This window comes from Candidatus Phycosocius bacilliformis (assembly GCF_003112735.1).
Lineage (GTDB): Bacteria > Pseudomonadota > Alphaproteobacteria > Caulobacterales > Aquidulcibacteraceae > Aquidulcibacter > Aquidulcibacter bacilliformis.
Genome location: NZ_BFBR01000002.1, coordinates 1 through 17,923, shown reverse-complemented (window position 1 = coordinate 17,923; position 17,923 = coordinate 1). Strand labels below are relative to the sequence as shown.

Annotated in this window: 18 protein-coding genes, 1 tRNA gene, 1 pseudogene and 1 riboswitch; of the genes and pseudogenes, 13 read left to right on the top strand and 7 right to left on the bottom strand. The window is 57.1% G+C overall.

Annotation, left to right across the window (positions count from 1 at the left end):
- Window positions 1–217: 217 nt before the first annotated feature.
- The 7 genes from PbB2_RS03425 to PbB2_RS03390 all read left to right on the top strand — a co-directional run bounded on the left by PbB2_RS03425 (window position 218) and on the right by PbB2_RS03390 (window position 6,756).
- Window positions 218–2,794, top strand: a complete 2,577-nt coding sequence (locus PbB2_RS03425) for a TonB-dependent receptor plug domain-containing protein (protein WP_108983920.1) — start codon at window positions 218–220, stop codon at window positions 2,792–2,794.
- A 364-nt stretch (window positions 2,795–3,158) separates the two neighbouring features.
- Window positions 3,159–3,518: an AtpZ/AtpI family protein gene (locus PbB2_RS03415; protein WP_108983918.1), complete on the top strand. Its 360-nt coding sequence runs from the start codon at window positions 3,159–3,161 to the stop codon at window positions 3,516–3,518.
- Window positions 3,519–3,535: 17 nt separating this feature from the next.
- Entirely contained in the window at window positions 3,536–4,294 is a 759-nt protein-coding gene (locus PbB2_RS03410) for a F0F1 ATP synthase subunit A (protein WP_272949220.1), read from the top strand.
- A gap of 44 nt (window positions 4,295–4,338) precedes the next feature.
- Window positions 4,339–4,566 (top strand): F0F1 ATP synthase subunit C, encoded by a 228-nt coding sequence (locus PbB2_RS03405; RefSeq protein WP_085340465.1) that lies wholly within the window; start codon window positions 4,339–4,341, stop codon window positions 4,564–4,566.
- A gap of 49 nt (window positions 4,567–4,615) precedes the next feature.
- Window positions 4,616–5,167 (top strand): F0F1 ATP synthase subunit B family protein, encoded by a 552-nt coding sequence (locus PbB2_RS03400; RefSeq protein WP_108983916.1) that lies wholly within the window; start codon window positions 4,616–4,618, stop codon window positions 5,165–5,167.
- On the top strand, window positions 5,167–5,658 hold the full coding sequence (locus PbB2_RS03395) for a F0F1 ATP synthase subunit B family protein (protein ID WP_108983915.1): 492 nt from the start codon (window positions 5,167–5,169) through the stop codon (window positions 5,656–5,658). The genes PbB2_RS03400 and PbB2_RS03395 overlap by 1 nt, the downstream gene beginning before the upstream one ends.
- Before the next feature lie 27 nt (window positions 5,659–5,685).
- On the top strand, window positions 5,686–6,756 hold the full coding sequence (locus tag PbB2_RS03390) for an acyltransferase family protein (RefSeq protein ID WP_108983914.1): 1,071 nt from the start codon (window positions 5,686–5,688) through the stop codon (window positions 6,754–6,756).
- 52 nt (window positions 6,757–6,808) lie between these two features.
- Here PbB2_RS03390 and gcvPB read toward each other — a convergent pair whose 3' ends face one another.
- The 5 genes from gcvPB to gcvT are packed head-to-tail and all read right to left on the bottom strand — an operon-like array spanning window position 6,809 to window position 11,914.
- A complete protein-coding gene (gene gcvPB / locus PbB2_RS03385) occupies window positions 6,809–8,380 on the bottom strand; it encodes an aminomethyl-transferring glycine dehydrogenase subunit GcvPB (RefSeq protein WP_108983913.1) in 1,572 nt (523 codons plus the stop codon).
- A gap of 2 nt (window positions 8,381–8,382) precedes the next feature.
- A complete protein-coding gene (gene gcvPA / locus PbB2_RS03380; RefSeq protein WP_108983912.1) occupies window positions 8,383–9,726 on the bottom strand; it encodes an aminomethyl-transferring glycine dehydrogenase subunit GcvPA in 1,344 nt (447 codons plus the stop codon).
- Window positions 9,726–10,373, bottom strand: coding sequence for an FMN-binding negative transcriptional regulator (locus tag PbB2_RS03375; RefSeq protein WP_108983911.1), 648 nt, complete (start codon window positions 10,371–10,373; stop codon window positions 9,726–9,728). The genes gcvPA and PbB2_RS03375 overlap by 1 nt, the downstream gene beginning before the upstream one ends.
- Before the next feature lie 5 nt (window positions 10,374–10,378).
- Entirely contained in the window at window positions 10,379–10,750 is a 372-nt protein-coding gene (gene gcvH, locus PbB2_RS03370) for a glycine cleavage system protein GcvH (RefSeq protein ID WP_108983910.1), read from the bottom strand.
- Between the two features lie 3 nt (window positions 10,751–10,753).
- Window positions 10,754–11,914 (bottom strand): glycine cleavage system aminomethyltransferase GcvT, encoded by a 1,161-nt coding sequence (gene gcvT, locus PbB2_RS03365; RefSeq protein ID WP_108983909.1) that lies wholly within the window; start codon window positions 11,912–11,914, stop codon window positions 10,754–10,756.
- 160 nt (window positions 11,915–12,074) lie between these two features.
- Window positions 12,075–12,165, bottom strand: a riboswitch (glycine riboswitch).
- Window positions 12,166–13,068: 903 nt separating this feature from the next.
- On the opposite strand from gcvT, the gene PbB2_RS03355 reads away from it, so the two are divergent.
- The 3 genes from PbB2_RS03355 to PbB2_RS03345 all read left to right on the top strand — a co-directional run bounded on the left by PbB2_RS03355 (window position 13,069) and on the right by PbB2_RS03345 (window position 15,207).
- Window positions 13,069–14,028, top strand: coding sequence for an SPFH domain-containing protein (locus PbB2_RS03355; protein ID WP_108984270.1), 960 nt, complete (start codon window positions 13,069–13,071; stop codon window positions 14,026–14,028).
- A gap of 12 nt (window positions 14,029–14,040) precedes the next feature.
- Window positions 14,041–14,511, top strand: a complete 471-nt coding sequence (locus PbB2_RS03350; RefSeq protein WP_108983907.1) for an NfeD family protein — start codon at window positions 14,041–14,043, stop codon at window positions 14,509–14,511.
- A 63-nt stretch (window positions 14,512–14,574) separates the two neighbouring features.
- Window positions 14,575–15,207, top strand: a complete 633-nt coding sequence (locus tag PbB2_RS03345) for a carbonic anhydrase (protein WP_108983906.1) — start codon at window positions 14,575–14,577, stop codon at window positions 15,205–15,207.
- Window positions 15,208–15,216: 9 nt separating this feature from the next.
- Here the strand turns inward: PbB2_RS03345 and PbB2_RS03340 are convergent, their stop codons facing one another.
- Window positions 15,217–16,212, bottom strand: coding sequence for a sodium-dependent bicarbonate transport family permease (locus tag PbB2_RS03340; RefSeq protein WP_108983905.1), 996 nt, complete (start codon window positions 16,210–16,212; stop codon window positions 15,217–15,219).
- Window positions 16,213–16,323: 111 nt separating this feature from the next.
- On the bottom strand, window positions 16,324–17,070 hold the full coding sequence (locus PbB2_RS03335) for an SIMPL domain-containing protein (RefSeq protein WP_108983904.1): 747 nt from the start codon (window positions 17,068–17,070) through the stop codon (window positions 16,324–16,326).
- Between the two features lie 171 nt (window positions 17,071–17,241).
- Between PbB2_RS03335 and PbB2_RS03330 the strand changes: the two genes are divergently transcribed.
- From PbB2_RS03330 to PbB2_RS15860, 3 genes and pseudogenes are all read left to right on the top strand, one after another.
- Window positions 17,242–17,317 (top strand) — tRNA-Ile (locus PbB2_RS03330).
- Between the two features lie 47 nt (window positions 17,318–17,364).
- A pseudogene (locus PbB2_RS16515) lies at window positions 17,365–17,532 on the top strand (hypothetical protein); the annotation flags it as partial.
- Between the two features lie 9 nt (window positions 17,533–17,541).
- Window positions 17,542–17,923, top strand: a 382-nt coding sequence (locus tag PbB2_RS15860) for a hypothetical protein (RefSeq protein WP_133245698.1), incomplete at its 3' end; no start/stop codon positions are given.

Genomic DNA, 17,923 nt, shown 5'->3' with positions numbered 1-17,923 from the left:
CAATCGATTGATCTGACCCCGAGCCGCTGCCTTGCCGCTTTTTGTGTCACTTGTGCAACAATGCTCACTAAATTGTGATGCAAGCTTAGATTACCCCGCAAAACTGCCCGGTTTTGCCTTTGGCCTACCTTGTCATAACAAAAATGCGCGGTAACGACATGCAGTCAGCCCAATCCTAAAGCTGATCTCGACACGATATTATGAGGATAACTCATCCATGAAAAAGACATCGACCCTGTATGGTGCCAGCATGTTGGCCCTGTCAGTTGCTTCGGTTTTGGCGATTGCTGCTCCTGAGCATGCCTATGCCCAAACCGCACCGGCAGCTGGCGAAGCCCCGGCTGAGGAAGTCATCATCGTGACCGGCAGCCGCCGCGCAGTCCGCTCTGCCGCCGACACGCCGGCACCAGTTGATATCATTAGCGGCTCGGAAATTGCCGCTCAGGGCGATACGGATGCGGCCAATCTGATCCGGAATGTGGTGCCATCATTTAACGTCAACACGCAATCGATCAGCGATGCCGCCTCCATTGTACGTCCCGCCAATTTGCGCGGCTTGGCCCCAGACCACACGTTGGTTTTGGTCAATGGTAAGCGTCGTCACCGCTCGGCCGTCATCGCCTTCCTTGGCGGCGGTATTTCTGACGGTGCGCAGGGGCCTGATCTGTCGATCTTCCCAACGCTGGGCCTGAAGCAAGTTCAAGTGCTGCGCGATGGTGCAGCGGCCCAATATGGCTCTGATGCGATTGCCGGTGTGATGAATTTCCGCCTGCGTGATGATTCAGATTCATTCGAACTCGATGCCAAATATGGCCAGTATTATGAGGGCGACGGCACCACCTACCAGATCGCAGGCAATTTTGGCGTGCCGCTAACCGATGCAGGCTTTGCCAATTTGACCTTGGAATATCGGGAAGCTGGCGAGACCAGCCGGTCGGTCCAGCGCGGTGACGCGGCAGCCTTGCGCGCTGCAGGCAATACAGCCGTGCCTTCCTCCCCTGTGCAGACTTGGGGCGCCCCAGAAGTCAAAAGTGACTTCAAGGCCTTCTTGAACGTTGGCATTGATGCTGGCGATGATCGTTCCTTCTATGCCTTTGGTAATTATGCCAAGAAAGAAACAGAGGGCGGCTTCTATTATCGTAACCCCAACACACGTGGTGGGGTCTATTCAAACAATGGCGGCACCAGTTGGCTGGTCGGTGACTTAACTCCAGGCACAACCCCCTGCCCAACCGTGGCCCCCGGTGCTGCAGGTCTTGCTGCCTTGCGGGCTGATCCCAATTGCTTTGCCTTTGTGGAATTGTTCCCCGGTGGCTTTACCCCCCGCTTTGGCGGTGAGTTGAGTGATCTGGCCGGCTATATTGGCACCAAAGGCAAGATGTATGGTTGGGATTATGACGTCAGCTTTGGTGTGGGCCAGAGCGATATTGACTTCAATATCAGCAACACCATCAACCCCTCGCTGGGCCCCAACACACCGACCAGCTTCCGCCCCGGTGGTCAGACCCAGCTTGAAAAAACCTTCAACATCGACCTGTCCTACGCCATGCCGGTGGCCTCGTTTGCGTCACCGCTTAACATTGCGACCGGCTTTGAATGGCGTAATGAATCCTTCGAACTGAAGGCGGGCGATCAGGCATCTTGGGAACGTGGCCCGCTGGCCAGCCAAGGCTTTGGTCTGGGCTCCAACGGCTTCCAAGGTTTCAACCCCTCAACCGCGGGCAAGTGGAATCGCTCCAACGTCGCGGTTTATGTCGACCTTGAAGCCGATGTCACCGATAAAGTGACGCTTGGTGCAGCAGTGCGCAGCGAAGACTTCGAGGACTTCGGCACCACCACCAATTACAAGCTTTCAGGTTTGATGCGTGCCACGGACGCATTGACCTTGCGGTCGACCTATTCGACGGGCTTCCGTGCTCCAACACCAGGTCAGTCCAACATCATCAATACCACCACATCGCTGATCAGCTCTGGTGGGGTGCAAAGCTTGCAGAACACAGGCACCATTCCCCCAACATCAGTGTTGGGCAAATTGCTGGGTGGTAAGGCACTTGAGCCTGAAACGTCGAAAAACTTCTCGATCGGTGCGGGTCTGGAAGTCGGCAAACTTAAGGCCACATTGGACTTCTTTAACATCAAGATGGAAGACCGGATCCGCCTGAGTGCACCAACCAAAGCTCTGACCCAAGCGCAATTCAACGCCTTGTCAGCAACAGAGCAAGCCGCGATCCGCGCCTTGGGCGGCGACACGCCAGACTTCACGGCGTTCAAATTCTTCGTCAATGGCGTGGATACCACGACCCAGGGCGTCGACTTTGTTGCCTCTTATCCATTGGACCTGTTTGGCGGAAAGACCAATCTCTCGGTCGCGGCAAATTGGACCGAGACGGACGTGACACGCGGCGAAAAGCTGGTCGGTATCGAAGCTGACGGCAATGCCGGTTTGCGCCAGATGGAAGAGGGTCTGCCCAAATTCCGCGGCAATGTTGCCATCAGCCACACGATTGGCAAATGGAACTTCAATGGCCGGGTGAATTATTATGGGAAATTCTATGAAGCCCATGCAGATGCCTTTGACCTGCCCATCAATGGCAAAGCCCAGTACACGCTGGACGCCGAAGTCACTTATGCCCTGACCGATGCAGTGTCGGTCACCGTGGGTGCTGAAAACCTGACCGACAGCTATCCAACCAAAAACCCCTGGGCCTCGATCTTGGGTGCGGAATATGCCGTCACGGCACCAGGCGGCTTCAATGGCGGCTTTTATTATCTGAAGCTCAGCTATAAGCGCTAAACGGAACGGTCAAACCCTATCCAACAGAGGGCTCGGCAATTGTCTGCCGGGCCCTTTTTGTAACCGGGCTGCGGGCGGTAGCGCGCACCTGCGCCTGCAACGCATAGAATAGGAACTTTGGCAGGGCCAGTTTGGCAGACGATTCTAGACCAAACCGAATGCCAGTCCCCTGTTTTTCATGTCCAAATCGCGGGCAATTCTGCTGCACCGCATCATCACACTGCATAATTCCCGAAAACGTGATCAAAAACAGCATCCTAGATGCACAGATCATCGGGTTGACTTGGGATAAGGGCGCCTCTAGTTTCCGCCCCGCGTCGGCAGGGGGGCAAGTCCGCACTTTTGCTGTACGCATGACTGGTTCATGGCTGATCCTAACGTTCCTGACGGTGCAAAAGCCCTTGATGCGTTGGCCAAACGTGTGGCCATCCTGCGTCAGGAGGCTGATACATCAGGGCCGCAGGGCGGCGTGGACCGTAACGGCATGTCTTTAGGGCTGCGACTGGCTTCGGAATTTGCTTCTGCAATTCTGGTTGGCGCGCTGTTGGGATATGGCGTGGATGTGCTGGTGACGAGTGAGCCGTGGGGCCTTTTATTTGGTTTGGCGCTCGGTTTTGTGACCGGTACCGTGAATTTAATTCGGGCCTCGCGGCAGATGAGTGCGGCCCAAAATGTTGATCCTCGGGCACCCGGCCCAGCGGACAACCCAGACAAAGACGTGTGAAGCAGGAGACAAGCGGCGTGGCCAGCGATCCGATGCACCAGTTCCATATCGCCCCGATCGTTCCGATCGAATTGGGTGGCTATGATGTGTCGTTCACCAACGCCAGCCTGTTCCTTGTGCTGGGCGCTGCATTGCCGGCCGCCTTCATGCTGGCAAGCTCAGCCAAGGCGGCATTGGTTCCAGGTCGGATGCAGACCTTGGGCGAGACCGCTTATGGGTTTGTCCATAATATGCTCTACAGTTCGGCAGGCTCAGAAGGCGTGAAGAAATTCTTCCCCCTCGTGCTCAGCCTGTTCCTGTTCATTTTCACCGTGAACATGGTCGGCCTGTTTGCCTATAATTTCACACCAACCAGCCAAATCGTGGTGACGGCCATGATGGCTTTGTTGGTGTTTTTCACCGTGATTATTGTCGGCTTTGCCAAGAATGGCCTCGGCTTCCTCAAGCTGTTTGCGCCCTCTGGTATTCCATTGCCGCTCTATCTGATCGTCACCCCCATCGAAATCATCTCCTTCTTCTCCCGCCCTTTGTCGCATGCGGTGCGTCTGTGGGCGAATATCCTTGCCGGGCACATTCTGGTGAAGGTGTTTGCGGGCTTTGTGCCGCAATTGGTTGAAGCTGGTGGTGCTTTGGGTGCCGTCGGTGCGATTTTGCCCTTTGCCATGACGGTTGCCCTCTATGCGCTGGAAACCCTCGTGGCATTCTTGCAGGCCTATGTGTTCACCATGTTGACCTGTATCTACCTCAATGACGCGCTGCACGCAGCCGATCACTAAGTCACCCTTTTCTTATCGTCCCTAATCCCTCAGGAGAATTCATCATGGACGCAGAAGCCGCAAAGTACATTGGTGCAGGCCTTGCTTGCTTGGGCATGTTGGGCGCCGCCATCGGCGTGGGCAACATCTTCGGCAGCTTCCTGGAAGGCGCCATGCGCAACCCATCGGCCGCTCAAGGCCAGTTCGGCAACCTGATCTTCGGGTTCGCTGTGACCGAAGCTCTCGGCATCTTCTCGCTGCTGATCGCAATCCTCTTGTTGTTCGTGGTCTGATCCAAGATTTGGTTCTGATCTTGGTTCAACGACCGGGAGTGGTTTGATTATGGCTGGCGAATCCCAAGCAGTTGAAGCTGCGGGTCAGGCAGGCGAGCATGCAGGCGGGGGATTTCCCCCGTTTGATCCGAGCCTGTTTTCCTCGCAGATTTTCTGGTTCTGGCTTGCTTTTGGCGCGCTTTACATCGTGCTGGCTGCGGTGGTCATTCCCCGAATTGCCAAGACGTTGGCGGACCGCAAAAGCGCGATTGAGCTTGACCTGAAGGCTGCCGCAGACGAGACGGCTGCCGCCCAAGCGGCGCGCTTGGAAGCCGAGCAAGCTGCCGCCGAGGCGCGGGCGCAGGCCCGCAAAAAGGTGGAAGAGGTTCGCCAAGCCCAGGAAGCAGCAGCAGCGAAAGCTGAAGCTGCGGCCACCAAAAAGGCCACGACCAAAATCACCAAGGCTGAGGAAAAGATCGCGGCTGCGCGCGAAGCAGCCTTGGCTGGTGTCAATGACACAATTGGTGAGCTGGCCGGCGCGATTGTTGAGCAGGTATCTGGCATTAAGCCGACCGCTAAAGCACTCGACTCGGCGGTTAAATCAGTCACAGGGGCAGCGTGATGGCAGGCGGTTTTGATGCAACGCTGGTTGCCGCGATTGGCTTTACAACCTTCATTGGTGGCCTGATTTATCTGAAAGTGCCAGGCATGGTCGCCAAAGCCCTTGACGATAAGTCTGCTCAGATTGCCAAGGAATTGGCCGAAGCCAAGGCCTTGCGCGAACAGGCCGAGGCCTTGCGCAAGAGCTATGAGGATCAGCAAGCCAAGGCCTTGGAAGAGGCAGCTGCGATCCTGGCCAAGGCTGAGGAAGACGCTGTTCGCGTCAAAGCCGAGGCCGAAGCCCAGTTGGAACGCTCAATTGCAGCCCGCTCGAAACAAGCTGAAGAGCGCATTCGTCGGGCCGAGGAAGCTGCCATCGCCGATGTGCGGGCAGCGGCTTCATCCGCGGCCTTGGCCGTGGCAGAGCGCGTCTTGCTGTCCAGCGTTAAGGGTAAAGCTGGCGAGAAATTGGTGGCGAGCGGGATTGCCGCGCTCGAAACCAAATTCAACTAAGGTACTAATCACCCGGGCGCGTGTGTGATGAACCCACAGCTCGCTAAAGCCCGTCTTTCAAGCATTCAGAGCTTACGAGGCATGGCCGCCATCATGGTGGCCATTGCTCATTTACACGCCGTGGAAAACCACCTCGGTGGCAGTCCGCTCTTGGGTGGCTGGGCCCTTGCGGGCTTTGGTGGTGTTGACCTGTTTTTTGTGATTTCCGGCTTTGTCATGGTCTGGGTGACGCGGGCAGATCAGGGCAAGGCCAGCGCCCTGCCCGGCTTTTGGTTTTCACGTGCGCTGCGCATCTATCCGCTCTGGTGGCTGGTTCTATCTGCCCTCGTGGCCGTTTGGATGGTGAAGCCAGACTGGGTCTATCAAAGCCATGCCTCGAGCCCAGAGCTTTGGAAATCCTATTTTCTGATCCCAGACCGCGACTTGCCGCTCCATGCCGTCGGCTGGACGCTGATTCACGAACTCTATTTTTACGGCGTGTTTGGCCTGCTTCTTATGTTGCCCAGGCGCTGGTTTGCCGCAGGGTTGGCAATTTGGACCATTATCTGTGCCGCAGCCGCGGTCATTTTGCCACGACCGGATAATCCATTTCTGGCCGTGATCCGCCACCCGCTCACGCTCGAGTTCGCCCTAGGGGCCGGTATTGGCTTATTGGTGGTGCGCGGCGTGCGTCCTGCAGCCAATTTGCTGATCCAAATTGGCCTGATCTGGCTATTCATCAGTGCTGTGGCGGTTCGCAGCACTGCAGCAGACTTCTTCGCTCAGGAATGGCCTCGCGTGTTCGCATTCGGTTTGCCGTCGGCCCTGTTGGTCTGGGGCTGTGCCGGGCGTGAATTGGCAGGCATTGAGAGCCGGGGCTGGCAGGCCAAGCTGGGAGACTGGTCTTACGCCCTCTACCTCATTCATGTGCCGGTCTTTGCCGCTGTCGGCCGTCTGGCTGCCCCATTTGCCCAGCCCGGGCCACTCGATAATCTCATCCTGCTGATGGTGGGGTTGGCCACGGCGATCTTGGCAGCTTTCATCCTGCATGCGGGCTTTGATCAACCCATACAAAAGCTGGGCAGACGGATCCGTCGCCGGTTCCTAACCCCACCATAAAACAACCGCCGGAGGTCTTCCGGCGGTTGCTTTAGCCATCCAAGGCTCGGGCCTATTCAGCCGCGATCTGGCTGATCTCTGCCGGGGGCGTCCATTTGAGAACCGGCTTGCGGGCAGCCCGCGTCTCGTCGAGCCGCTTGACCGGAGCATGATGTGGTGCCCCCGTGAAGCGGGCCGTATCGCCAGACTTGGCCGCTTGCGCCAATGACGTCATGGTGGCGATAAAGGCATCAAGACTGGCCTTGCTTTCGCTCTCGGTTGGTTCAATCAACATCGCCCCATGCACCACCAGCGGGAAATACATCGTCATGGGGTGATAGCCCTCGTCAATCATGGCTTTGGCAAAATCAAGCGTGGTTACACCTGTGCCGTCAAGCCAGCTGTCGTCAAACAAGGCTTCGTGCATGCACACACCCTCAAATGCCGGGCTCATATGCGCCTTCAGACAGGCTTGGACATAATTGGCATTGAGCACCGCATCTTCCGATGCTTGACGTATGCCATCGGCACCGTGGCTCAACATATAGGTGAGCGCACGTGTATACATGCCCATCTGGCCATGGAAGGCGACCATGCGGCCAAAAGGCTCGCCATCACTATCGGCTTCATGCTCGATCAGATCCAAGCTGCCATCGGCGCGCTTGACCACATAGGGAACGGGCGCGAACGGGGCGAGAGCGGCCGACAAGACGGTTGGACCAGAGCCCGGACCACCACCGCCATGGGGGGTGGAAAAGGTCTTGTGCAAATTGATGTGCATGGCATCGACGCCCAAGTCACCTGGCCGAACGGCCCCGGCAATGGCGTTGAAATTGGCCCCATCACAATAGAAATAGCCACCAGCCTCATGAATCAGGTCGGCAATGATGCGGATGTCGCGCTCAAACAGGCCGCATGTATTGGGGTTGGTCAGCATAATGCCAGCGACATCATCGCCGAGCTTGGTTTTGAGGTCGCTCAAATCAACCCGGCCATCAGGGGCAGCCTTGATTTCATCCACGACAAAGCCGCATTGCACAGCCGTCGCCGGATTGGTGCCATGGGCGCTTTCAGGCACCAGCACGCGACGGCGATGGGCCTGACCACGCGCATCCAAGGCTGCGCGGATCGCCAACATGCCGCACAATTCGCCATGCGCCCCGGCTTTGGGCGACAAGGCGACCGCCTGCATGCCCGTCAATGTCATCAGCCAATGTGACAGCTCATCCATCACACGCAGGGCGCCTTGCACCGTTGAAATCGGCTGCAAGGGATGCACGTCGGCAAAGCCTGGCAGACGCGCCATCTTCTCATTAAGGCGCGCATTATGCTTCATGGTGCACGAGCCCAGCGGGAACATGCCGAGGTCGATGGCATAATTGCGTTGGCTCAAGCGCACATAATGGCGCACGGCTTCGGGCTCAGACAGGCCGGGATTGCCGGTCGAACTGGTTCGGGCAAGCCCACCCAGACGTGGCTTAATCCCCTTGACGGGCGGCAAATCAACGCCGGTCCGGTCAATCGCGCCGGTCTCGAAGATGAGAGAGGTCGGTTGCAACAGGCCTTTGGCACCGGAGAATGTCGCAGGCGCGGCCGCATCATGGGCCACTGGCGTGGTGGGACGGCCAACAGTGTTCATAGCCATGATCAGATCACCTTCTTCAGCGTGTCAGCAAGGGCAGCAATATCGTCTGCCGTGGTGGTTTCAGTGGCGGCAATCAGCAGCACATCATCAAAGCCCGGCTCCTGGCGCAGACGACTATAGGGCACACCGCCCAAGACGCCTTCTGCAGCCATGGCGTCGACCACCTTGGCCGCCGAGCCCGGCACGCGCACCGCAAACTCATTGAAGAAGCTCGGGCTGACCAATTCGACACCCTCAAGGGTCGACACAGCATCGGCAGTTTCGCACGCGGCTTCATGATTAAGCTGAGCGAGATGTTTCAAGCCCTTATCGCCCAACAGCGTCATGTGAATAGAGAAAGCCAAGGCACACAAGCCAGAATTGGTGCAGATGTTGCTGGTGGCCTTGTCACGACGAATATGTTGTTCGCGCGTCGACAAGGTCAGAACAAAGCCACGATTACCGTCAGCATCCACCGTTTCACCGGCCAGACGACCTGGCATTTGCCGGACATATTTGTCCTTGGTGGCAAACAGGCCGACATAGGGCCCACCGAAATTAAGCGCGTTGCCGATCGACTGGCCTTCGCCCGCCACAATATCGGCCCCCATGTCGCCGGGTGGTTTCACCAAACCAAAGGCCACAGCCTCCGTGAAGATCGCAATCAGGAGCGCGCCTTTGGCCTGTACGGCACGGGCAAGCTCGGTAAAGTCAGTCAATGTGCCAAACACATTGGGGCATTGAACCACCACACAAGCCGTGTCCTGATCGACGGCGGCAAGCACCGCAGCCTCATCGTCAATCGCGATGGGAAGGCCTGCAATGTCGAGGCCCGAATGCTTGGCCAATGTGCGCGCCGAGCGGCGATAATGGGGATGGAGACCACCCGAAAACACCACTTTGCGCCGCTTGGTGATGCGCGCTGCCATGACCACGGCTTCAGCACAGGCGGTTGAGCCATCATACATGGAGGCATTGGCCACATCGCAGGCCAACAGCCCCGCGACCTGGGTCTGGAACTCAAACAGGGTTTGGACCGTACCTTGCGCCATTTCAGGCTGATAGGGCGTATAGGTGGTCAAGAATTCTGAACGCTGGATCAAATGGTCCACGCTTGCGGGCACTGCATGCCGATAAGCCCCAGCCCCGCAGAAAAACGGCACACTGCCAGCAGCGACACTGGCATGTGAGAGCCGCTGCATATGGCGTTCTACGGCCAATTCACCTTGGGCGAGTGGCAAGCCAGCAATCGGCCCATCAAAGCGGGCGAATGCAGGCACATCTTGAAACAGCGCGTCAATGGAATTGACGCCAACACGGGCCAACATCTGGGCACGGTCAGAGGGGGTTAAAGGCAAATAGCGCATCAGTGTTTCTGGCTTTCTTTCTGCATTTCAAGGGCGATTTGCTGGTGGGAGGTGTGGTCTGAGGCTGCAAAGGCTGATTGGACGGAGACATAATCCGCCTCAGGCTTGCCTTGACTGATTTTGCGCTTGGCTGTCAGCGTGGCGACCACCAAACGTATACCAACAATGCCCCGCTCCATGCTGGCAACAAAGTCCGCAGGGGCATCATCAACCCGCCATGGCCGATCTCGACCGGCCTCCATATGGTCCGTCCCCAATTGAATAAAGGGACGCATCAGGGCCGGATCGCGCACAATCGACATATGGCCACGGGCTTCTGCAGCAAGATAAGACCATGTCGGTACAACTTTGCCATGGGCCTGTTTCGACGGATATAGCGACGGGCTGACATAGGCGTCTGGCCCCCGGAAGATGGCCACGCAGGCACAGCCCTCTTCGGCAATCGTCGTATGGAAGGGATTGGCGCGGGCCACATGGCCAATCAGCTCAACCGGTTGGTTCGGACCGCTGACATGCACCACAAGCGGCGCATAGGCCAAAACGGGCCCATCCTGGCCATTAATGGCCAGTGTGGCAAAAGGATGGGCGCGGACAAAATCCCACGCCTCTGCGTCATCCTCGACCCGATAGGCTGGCGGCACATACATAAAGGTCAGAGCCCGGCGAGATAGGAATCATAGGCTGCCCGATCCATCAAGGCATCCAGTTCTGCCGGATCGGTCAGTTTCAGCTTGATAAACCAGCCATTGGTTTCAGCGCCTTCATTCACGCCTTCTGGGGCATCCGCCAGAGCTTCATTGGTATCAACGACTTCACCCGATACCGGGGCATAGACGTCGGAAGCTGCCTTGACGCTCTCGACCACGGCGACTTCATCGCCTTGGCTGACGATCCGGCCCACATTGGGCAATTCAACAAACACCACATCACCCAATTGCTCAGCAGCATAGGCGGTGATCCCGCAGGTGGCGACATTGCCCTCAACGGCAACCCATTCATGGTCCTTGGTATATTTGGTGGTCATGATTCACCCTTTCCGATGGTATTGATGGGGAACAAATGGCAAGGATGCGACGACCCAGCGGCGGGGCTGGTCACGCACAATGATGTCAAGTTCGGTGCCCGCCTGTGCATAAGCGGTCGCGACATAACCCATCGCAACCGGGCCACCCACGCTGGGGCCAAAGCCGCCCGAGGTCACCACACCGACTTTTTCGCCCGCCAAATTGCGGATTTCAGCGCCTTCACGCGCCGGGGCCTTGTCGGACGGCAGCAGGCCCACGCGGCGTCGAGCCGGTTTGTCGCGCAATTCCCGTAAAATCCGCTCCGCACCGGGAAAATCGGCCCGCTCGCGCCGCACCTTTTGGATGGTCCAGGCAAGACCTGCCTCAATCGGGCTGGTGGTTTCATCGAGGTCGTGGCCATAAAGGCAAAGGCCGGCCTCCAAACGCAGGCTATCGCGCGCGCCCAAACCAATCGCCTTGACATGTGTGGTGGCCAGAAGCGTGCGCACAAAGCTTTCGGCCTGATCGGCCGCAACCAGCACTTCAAAACCGTCTTCCCCGGTATAGCCCGACCGCGAGACCACAACCTCGCCATATGGGCCCGTCAGCGTCAGAAACTCCATAAAGCCAAGCCGCTTGGGTCCATCGCCAACATTGCCGATCACATCACACGCCTTGGGACCTTGAACGGCAATCAAGGCGCGATCATCGGCGCGCACCAAAGTTGCCCGACCGGCACAGGCTTGGGCGATGAGGGCAAAGTCCTGTTCCTTGCAACCGGCATTGACGACGAAATAGAGCGTTCCTTGATCGGCATCAGCCTTGGGACGGCCCACAAACAAATCATCCAGCACGCCGCCTTCTTGGTTCGGCAAGGTCGTATAGCGCAATTGGCCGGGGGCTAGGCCTGCCACATCGCAGGGCAAAATCGTCTCAACCAAAGCGGCAATCGCGGCATGGGCGGCATCACCAGTCAGGCTTTGGTCATTCAGCTTGAGAAAAGCCGGACCCATATGCGACACATCGAACAAGCCGCACGATGAGCGCGTCCAATTATGCTCTTTAAGGACGCCATCGGCAAATTGCACCGGCATGAGGTAACCGGCAAACGGCACCATGCGCCCACCCATGGTCTGCCACAAATTGGTTAAAGGGGTGGTTTTCAAAGTTTCGCTATCGTTCATGCACTGGCTCCGACAGGTTCGCGAACACCAGACGGACTCCTCCGCCGGTGGGCGCCCCAGCTGTCTTGAACCTGAGAGTTTTCGCGATAATCCTGATTCCTCAGGACATCACTTGCTCCTTCGGCGGCTGGGCGATCCGCCCAACACTCTCCAGCGTCAGTGCGTGGCTGCGGTCCTTTTGCCTGAGAGTTTCCGGGGCGGTTGCTCCTTCGGCGCGGTCCCATCGGGATCGTCTCTCCCGCAGTCACCTTATGGCCTGACATGGCGCAAACCAGCGGCATGTCAACTGTCGCCCTCGTGCCTGCACTGGCTTGCGACGTCAACACTTAAGTCAAACCAATATGGCGATTTCGACAGGGTTTTGCAGCACCTGACCGAAGCTTGAGCAGGCCTGCCGGGCCCGTAAACCAAGACCGGGCTGCCAGTTGACACCCCGGTGTGTCCAGCGCGCCCGCCACAGTCTTGGCCAACAGACCCAAAGAACCCCGATCAGATCACTTCGGCTTGCGAGGCCCGTCTGATGCCCAATCCTCACATTGAGCGCCTGGCACCATCCACCAGCACAGCGCGCCCCGGCCAGAGCGCAGCCCTCGCCACTTGCCCCAATCCAGCGTTTGCCCAACGAAAACTGGCCGCACCACTTCCACATGGCGGTCGCGCGTAAGTATAAACGTCACACCACAAAGCAAAACCGCCCCGGTTTCCCGAGGCGGCCTGCGCTCAACAAGTTGAGTGCGACGGATTTCAAGTGCTAGGCTCCGCTTTCGCTCCACCCTCAGACGTCTTTATCAGAATTAGACTTAGTTGACCCCACCTATTGAAAGGCGTTTTCTTCTTATGTCGCCTTGCTGACTTTCGACCTCCGCTCTTGCTTCCGTGATTACAGAGTACGCCTGATTTTGAATTTGACAAGAACTTTTTAACGATTCGCCATCGAAAAAATAAACATACAAAACAAGAGAATAGCACTTCTCCCCAGATTTATCCCAAAACTTATCCACAGGAATGCAAAAGCGGCTGACCTTTGCGGTAGAATAATGCCTGTCAGAAATTCGTGACCGCTATTGGAAGTAGCCCTTGGCATCCCCACGTATCGGGCACACAGCCGGATGCTGGTATCGTCATGCGGTCTTGTGGATTGGGGAGAATTTGTGATGGAGTTTTTCTGGTTCTCGGCAGCACTGGTGGTGATGGCCGTTATCTTTGTCACCACTTTCGTCAAGATCGTGCCACAAGGGCGACAATATACGCTAGAACGCTTCGGGCGTTATTTGCGCACCCTGGATCCAGGTATTCATTTCATCACCCCGGTTATGGATCAGATCGGCCGCAAAATCTCGATGATGGAGAGCGTCTTGGACGTTCCTCGCCAAGAGGTAATTACACGCGACAACGTGATGGTGCGCTGCGATGCGGTGGTGTTCACCCAAGTGTTCGATGCGGCCAAGGCGGCCTATGAGGTCGAAGACCTGCGTCTGGCGATCACCAATCTGTCGCTGACGAACTTACGCACGGTGATCGGCTCGATGGAATTGGATGAAGTGCTGTCGCAACGTGACACCATCAATGCCAAGCTGCTCCAGACAATCGACGCTGCCACCACGCCCTGGGGCGTCAAAGTTGTGCGGATCGAAATCAAGGACCTCTCACCACCGTCTGATCTCAATGAGGCCATGGCCAAGCAAATGAAGGCAGAGCGGGAACGCCGGGCCGAAATCACCCAGGCTGAAGGGGAAAAGGCTGCTGCGATTTTGCGTGCAGAAGGCCACAAACAGGCGGTTATTCTTGAGGCTGAGGGGCGCCGGGAATCGGCTTTCCGCGACGCGGAGGGCCGTGAGCGGGCTGCTGAGGCCGAAGCCAATGCCACACGCATGGTCAGCGAGGCGATTGCCGCAGGTGATGTCCACGCGCTCAATTACTTCCTTGGTCAATCCTATGTGGAGGCGTTTGGCAAATTGGCATCCTCGCCACAGCAACGCACTGTGATCGTGCCGACCGAATTGAGTGCCATTGCCTCTGCGATCGAAGGTGTGCGCCAATTGACCCAGGCTGGCGGCACTGTGCCACCACCAGCGGCTTCAGGCCGCACCGCGGTTCCCACCACCAAAAGCTGAGCGAGGAGGCCCATGATGGACGGATTATTCACCTCAGGCTCTGGGCTGGGTGCGTTGAGCTGGCTGGCCATTGGGGCTGTGCTCTTGGCCGCAGAACTGCTGACCGGGACAGCTTATCTGCTCTGGATCGCCACCGCAGCGGCCTTGACCGCCGCAATTGCTTTTGTTTTGCCAGAGGCCAGCCTCCCCCTGCAATTGGTGGCCTTTTCCCTATTTGCCTTGGCTACCACGGTGGCAGGACGCCGCTTCTTCAAACCTGATGATACGCCGTCGGCCGATCCGGGCCTTAATTCCCCACTGCAGCGCCAAATTGGTCAGCAAGCCATTGCGGTGGAGGCCTTTGTCGCCGGACAAGGCCGGGTCAAGCTGGGCGACACTGAATGGCGTGCCCAAGCTGATGGGGACCATAATCCCGATGCCGGCAGCGTTCTGGTGGTGACAGGGGTTGAGGGTGCGGTGCTGCAAGTCCGGGCCGCAGGCTGACACCCCCTCTTGGGGCGGCTGACCGCCTTCCCTTCCACCGCATTATCCGGCTATAGCCTTGCCATGGACAAACTTCTGGAAGGCTATAGCCGGTTTCGCCGCGATGCCTGGCCGCACCAACGCGAACTCTATGAGCAATTGGCCGACGGCCAGACCCCGCGCCTGTTGGTAATTGCCTGCTCTGACTCGCGGGCTGATCCGGGCCAGATTTTCGATGTTTCCCCAGGCGAGCTCTTCGTGGTGCGCAATGTGGCTGCACTTGTGCCGCCCTATGAACAGGGCGAGGGTTTGCATGGCACCTCGGCAGCCATTGAATTTGCCGTCCAAGCATTGGGCGTCAAGACGATCCTTGTGATGGGCCATGCCCGCTGCGGCGGGGTGCGTGCCGCGATGGACCGGAGCCGCTGGGGCACCAAATCTGGCGCAGCCAGCCAGAACCTGCATTTTGTCAATCAATGGATTGATGTCTTGGTGCCCGCGGTGATGGCGCTTAACACCGATGACAATGAACCGTGCGAGCGCGCAGGCGTTGAATTATCGCTTGCCAACCTCATGAGCTTCCCTTTCGTGGCCGAGAAAGTCGAACAAGGCCTCTTGAACCTCGAAGGGGCTCGGTTTGATATTGCCACCGGCGGGCTGCACCTGTTCAACCACGCCCGTGGCTGGGTGCGCGCCACGCCTGAACCGGCGGCCTAGCCCGCCTGCTTAGCCCACAAGGCTCGCCAAGGTCGGCCAGTCGCCAATCATGGCTGAGACCGCAAAATAAGCAGGAATGCCAATGATGATGTTGAAAGGCAGCGTGATACTGATCGAGGTGGTCAGATAAAGCCCCTCATTGGCCTCTGGCATGGCCATGCGCACGGCTGCCGGGGCGGCAATATAGGAGGCACTGGCAGCCATGGTGGCAAACACGGCCGTGCCGCCAACCGAAAAGCCAGCAAAATGGCCAACAATCACACCGATTGCGCCAAACAAAATGGGCATGGTGATGCCAAAGCCCAGCATGAACGGCAGCGGCGCCTTGGATTCCCGCAGCCGCTTTAAGGCAACGACACCCAATTCCAACAAGAAAAAGGCCAGCACACCCTGGAAGGGCGCGATAAACACCATGGAGACAGCTTCAATGCCCTTGGGATCGGTCAACAGGCCAACCAGCAAGCCCCCGCCCATCAGCATGACGCTTTTACTGGTGATCGCCTCGCGCAGCACATGATTGACGCTGATCGTGCGATTTTCCGACATCAGTCTGGCCAGCACAATGCCGATGATAATGCCCGGCACCTCAAGCACGATCAAAAGTGCGGTGAGATAGCCTTCGATCTTAAAATTGCTCAAGGCGGCAAAATTGAGTGCCGCCATGAAAGTCACCGCACTGACCGACCCAAAATGGGCTGCCATCGCGCCGGAATCGACGATGGATTGCTTGCCAATATTGCGGGCCACGTAAAAGGCCACCAGCGGGGTGAGGACCCCCATGAACAAGGTTGCAATCAACGGCACCAGGATGGAGGTGCCGGCTGAATTGTCCAGCGCAATCCCGCCTTTCAGGCCGATCGAAAACAACAAATACATCGAGATGGTCTCGTGCACCTGCTGGGGAACGCGCAAATCGCTCTTCACATAAGCGGCAAACACACCCAGCGCGAAGCAAATGACGGCGGGCGACAACAGATTGGCAGCGATGAGGTCAAGGTTCAGCATGGCCGCGCGCTAACCCGAAACCACAGGGTTTGCAAGGATTATGACGGTGGTTTGTCCACTGACCCCGGACCAATGACTGGGGTCAGTTCAGGATGCGCGCGGCCTATTGGCTTATTTTTCCAGATCAATCTGCACAGATAGCTGGATGGAATAGCTGACTTCACCGGCAGCAACCGGCGTGGGCGGGGCAGAATCAGCAATGGCCGAGCGCGCCATCATCATCGGCATGGCGATGGGCGGGCTATAGCCACCTGACTCAGAGATGGCGGCAATGCGTTTGACCCGAAGCCCGGCTGCCTTTGCATAAAGCTCTGCTCGCCGTAGGGCGGTGGCCATGGCTTTCACGCGGGCCTGATCGAGCAAGGCGTCTGTATCCTCAATCCCGAAATTGGGCCCATCGATCTGATTAATGCCTTGGCCAACCAAAACGTCCATCACGGGGCCGATCTGGTCAAGTTTGCGCAGCTTCAGGCTCAAGCGATTGGTGGCCTGATAGCCGGTGATGCGGGGCCGCTGACCATCGGTGTAATCATATTGCGGGCTTAATTGGATGCCAGAGGTCTGCATGTCCTTATCGGCAATGCCTGCGGCTTTGAGTGCGGCAAAGGCGGCTGACATTTTGCGCGCATTGTCCTCCATTGCGGCTTTAGCCGTGCGCGCTGTGGTCACCACACCGACCCCCATTGTGGCCATATCCGGGGCCATCCGCTCCTCTGCCGTGACGGTAAAGGTCAATGCAGTCGGGCTGGCAGGGGCCTGACAGCACGGACCTTGCGCGGTTTGGGCAGTGGCAGCCAGTGGGGCAAGACTGCCCAAGGCGATGAATGGCACAAGCAAGTGGCGGGTAAAGTGACGCATGATGAATTCCCTCCCGGTTCGTCGTGACCTGTGTACAGGCGCGAACCTGAACACAATCTGCACTGCTTCGGGCAAAAGAAAGACGCTTCTGCGGTCAAATGAGGACGAGGCTTTTGCACGGCGCGAAAAACCGCTATTTCCCCGCCTCCCGCACGTGGTTCGCCATGGCACGGGTCGTTAGCTCAATGGTTAGAGCCGGCCGCTCATAACGGTCTGGTTGTAGGTTCGAGTCCTACACGACCCACCAGCCTATGCTCTGTCTAAGGGCTTGGTGACTTAACGCCAACTTTCCAACCAGTGCCGGGCAGGCGCGCGGAAGCGCTTGACTGCGTCGTTTATGGGCTTGCTGCCCGGCAACTTTTGAGCTTGAACCTTGATCGACGTGAAGAAGAGCTTGCAAGCGTCAGGGCGGTCCAAACCGCCATTCCCAACGTGGTTAAATCAAAGTGGATGAATCGGTGAGGATTTACAATGGAAAATTTTTTTATAAAAATACTTGAAAGACCACGTATTGGGATATTGCTTTTAGTTATCGTCGCTCTATCTATTTTTACAATACAAGTTGCTTTATGGCGCGGTCTTATCACGGACAAAATTGACTTAAGTTCATGGAAGAATATACTTCCAATGCTGAGTATAGTCTTCTTTTGGTTGATAGTGACTATGATTATCGATCATTATATTAAAGAACATTGCAAAGCCGAAAACATAAATAAAGAAATAAGTCAGCGCATCGAATTGATTGCACGATATGACGATAATAAAAAAATGCTTTTAGTTGATGCTATGCATCAAAATGAAAATATAATTTTAAATCAAGGAGACAATCAAGCCCATATAAACTTGATGATTT

Coding starts and splice junctions, on each gene's coding strand:
- PbB2_RS03425 (WP_108983920.1), top strand. CDS start 218: ATGAAAAAGACATCGACCCTGTATGGTGCCAGCATGTTGGCCCTGTCA.
- PbB2_RS03405 (WP_085340465.1), top strand. CDS start 4,339: ATGGACGCAGAAGCCGCAAAGTACATTGGTGCAGGCCTTGCTTGCTTG.
- PbB2_RS03390 (WP_108983914.1), top strand. CDS start 5,686: ATGAACCCACAGCTCGCTAAAGCCCGTCTTTCAAGCATTCAGAGCTTA.
- gcvH (WP_108983910.1), bottom strand. CDS start 10,750: ATGACCACCAAATATACCAAGGACCATGAATGGGTTGCCGTTGAGGGC.
- PbB2_RS03335 (WP_108983904.1), bottom strand. CDS start 17,070: ATGCGTCACTTTACCCGCCACTTGCTTGTGCCATTCATCGCCTTGGGC.
- PbB2_RS03355 (WP_108984270.1), top strand. CDS start 13,069: ATGGAGTTTTTCTGGTTCTCGGCAGCACTGGTGGTGATGGCCGTTATC.
- gcvPA (WP_108983912.1), bottom strand. CDS start 9,726: ATGCGCTATTTGCCTTTAACCCCCTCTGACCGTGCCCAGATGTTGGCC.
- PbB2_RS03375 (WP_108983911.1), bottom strand. CDS start 10,373: ATGTATGTGCCGCCAGCCTATCGGGTCGAGGATGACGCAGAGGCGTGG.
- gcvPB (WP_108983913.1), bottom strand. CDS start 8,380: ATGGCTATGAACACTGTTGGCCGTCCCACCACGCCAGTGGCCCATGAT.
- PbB2_RS03395 (WP_108983915.1), top strand. CDS start 5,167: ATGGCAGGCGGTTTTGATGCAACGCTGGTTGCCGCGATTGGCTTTACA.
- PbB2_RS03345 (WP_108983906.1), top strand. CDS start 14,575: ATGGACAAACTTCTGGAAGGCTATAGCCGGTTTCGCCGCGATGCCTGG.
- PbB2_RS03350 (WP_108983907.1), top strand. CDS start 14,041: ATGATGGACGGATTATTCACCTCAGGCTCTGGGCTGGGTGCGTTGAGC.
- PbB2_RS03400 (WP_108983916.1), top strand. CDS start 4,616: ATGGCTGGCGAATCCCAAGCAGTTGAAGCTGCGGGTCAGGCAGGCGAG.
- PbB2_RS03415 (WP_108983918.1), top strand. CDS start 3,159: ATGGCTGATCCTAACGTTCCTGACGGTGCAAAAGCCCTTGATGCGTTG.
- PbB2_RS03340 (WP_108983905.1), bottom strand. CDS start 16,212: ATGCTGAACCTTGACCTCATCGCTGCCAATCTGTTGTCGCCCGCCGTC.
- gcvT (WP_108983909.1), bottom strand. CDS start 11,914: ATGAACGATAGCGAAACTTTGAAAACCACCCCTTTAACCAATTTGTGG.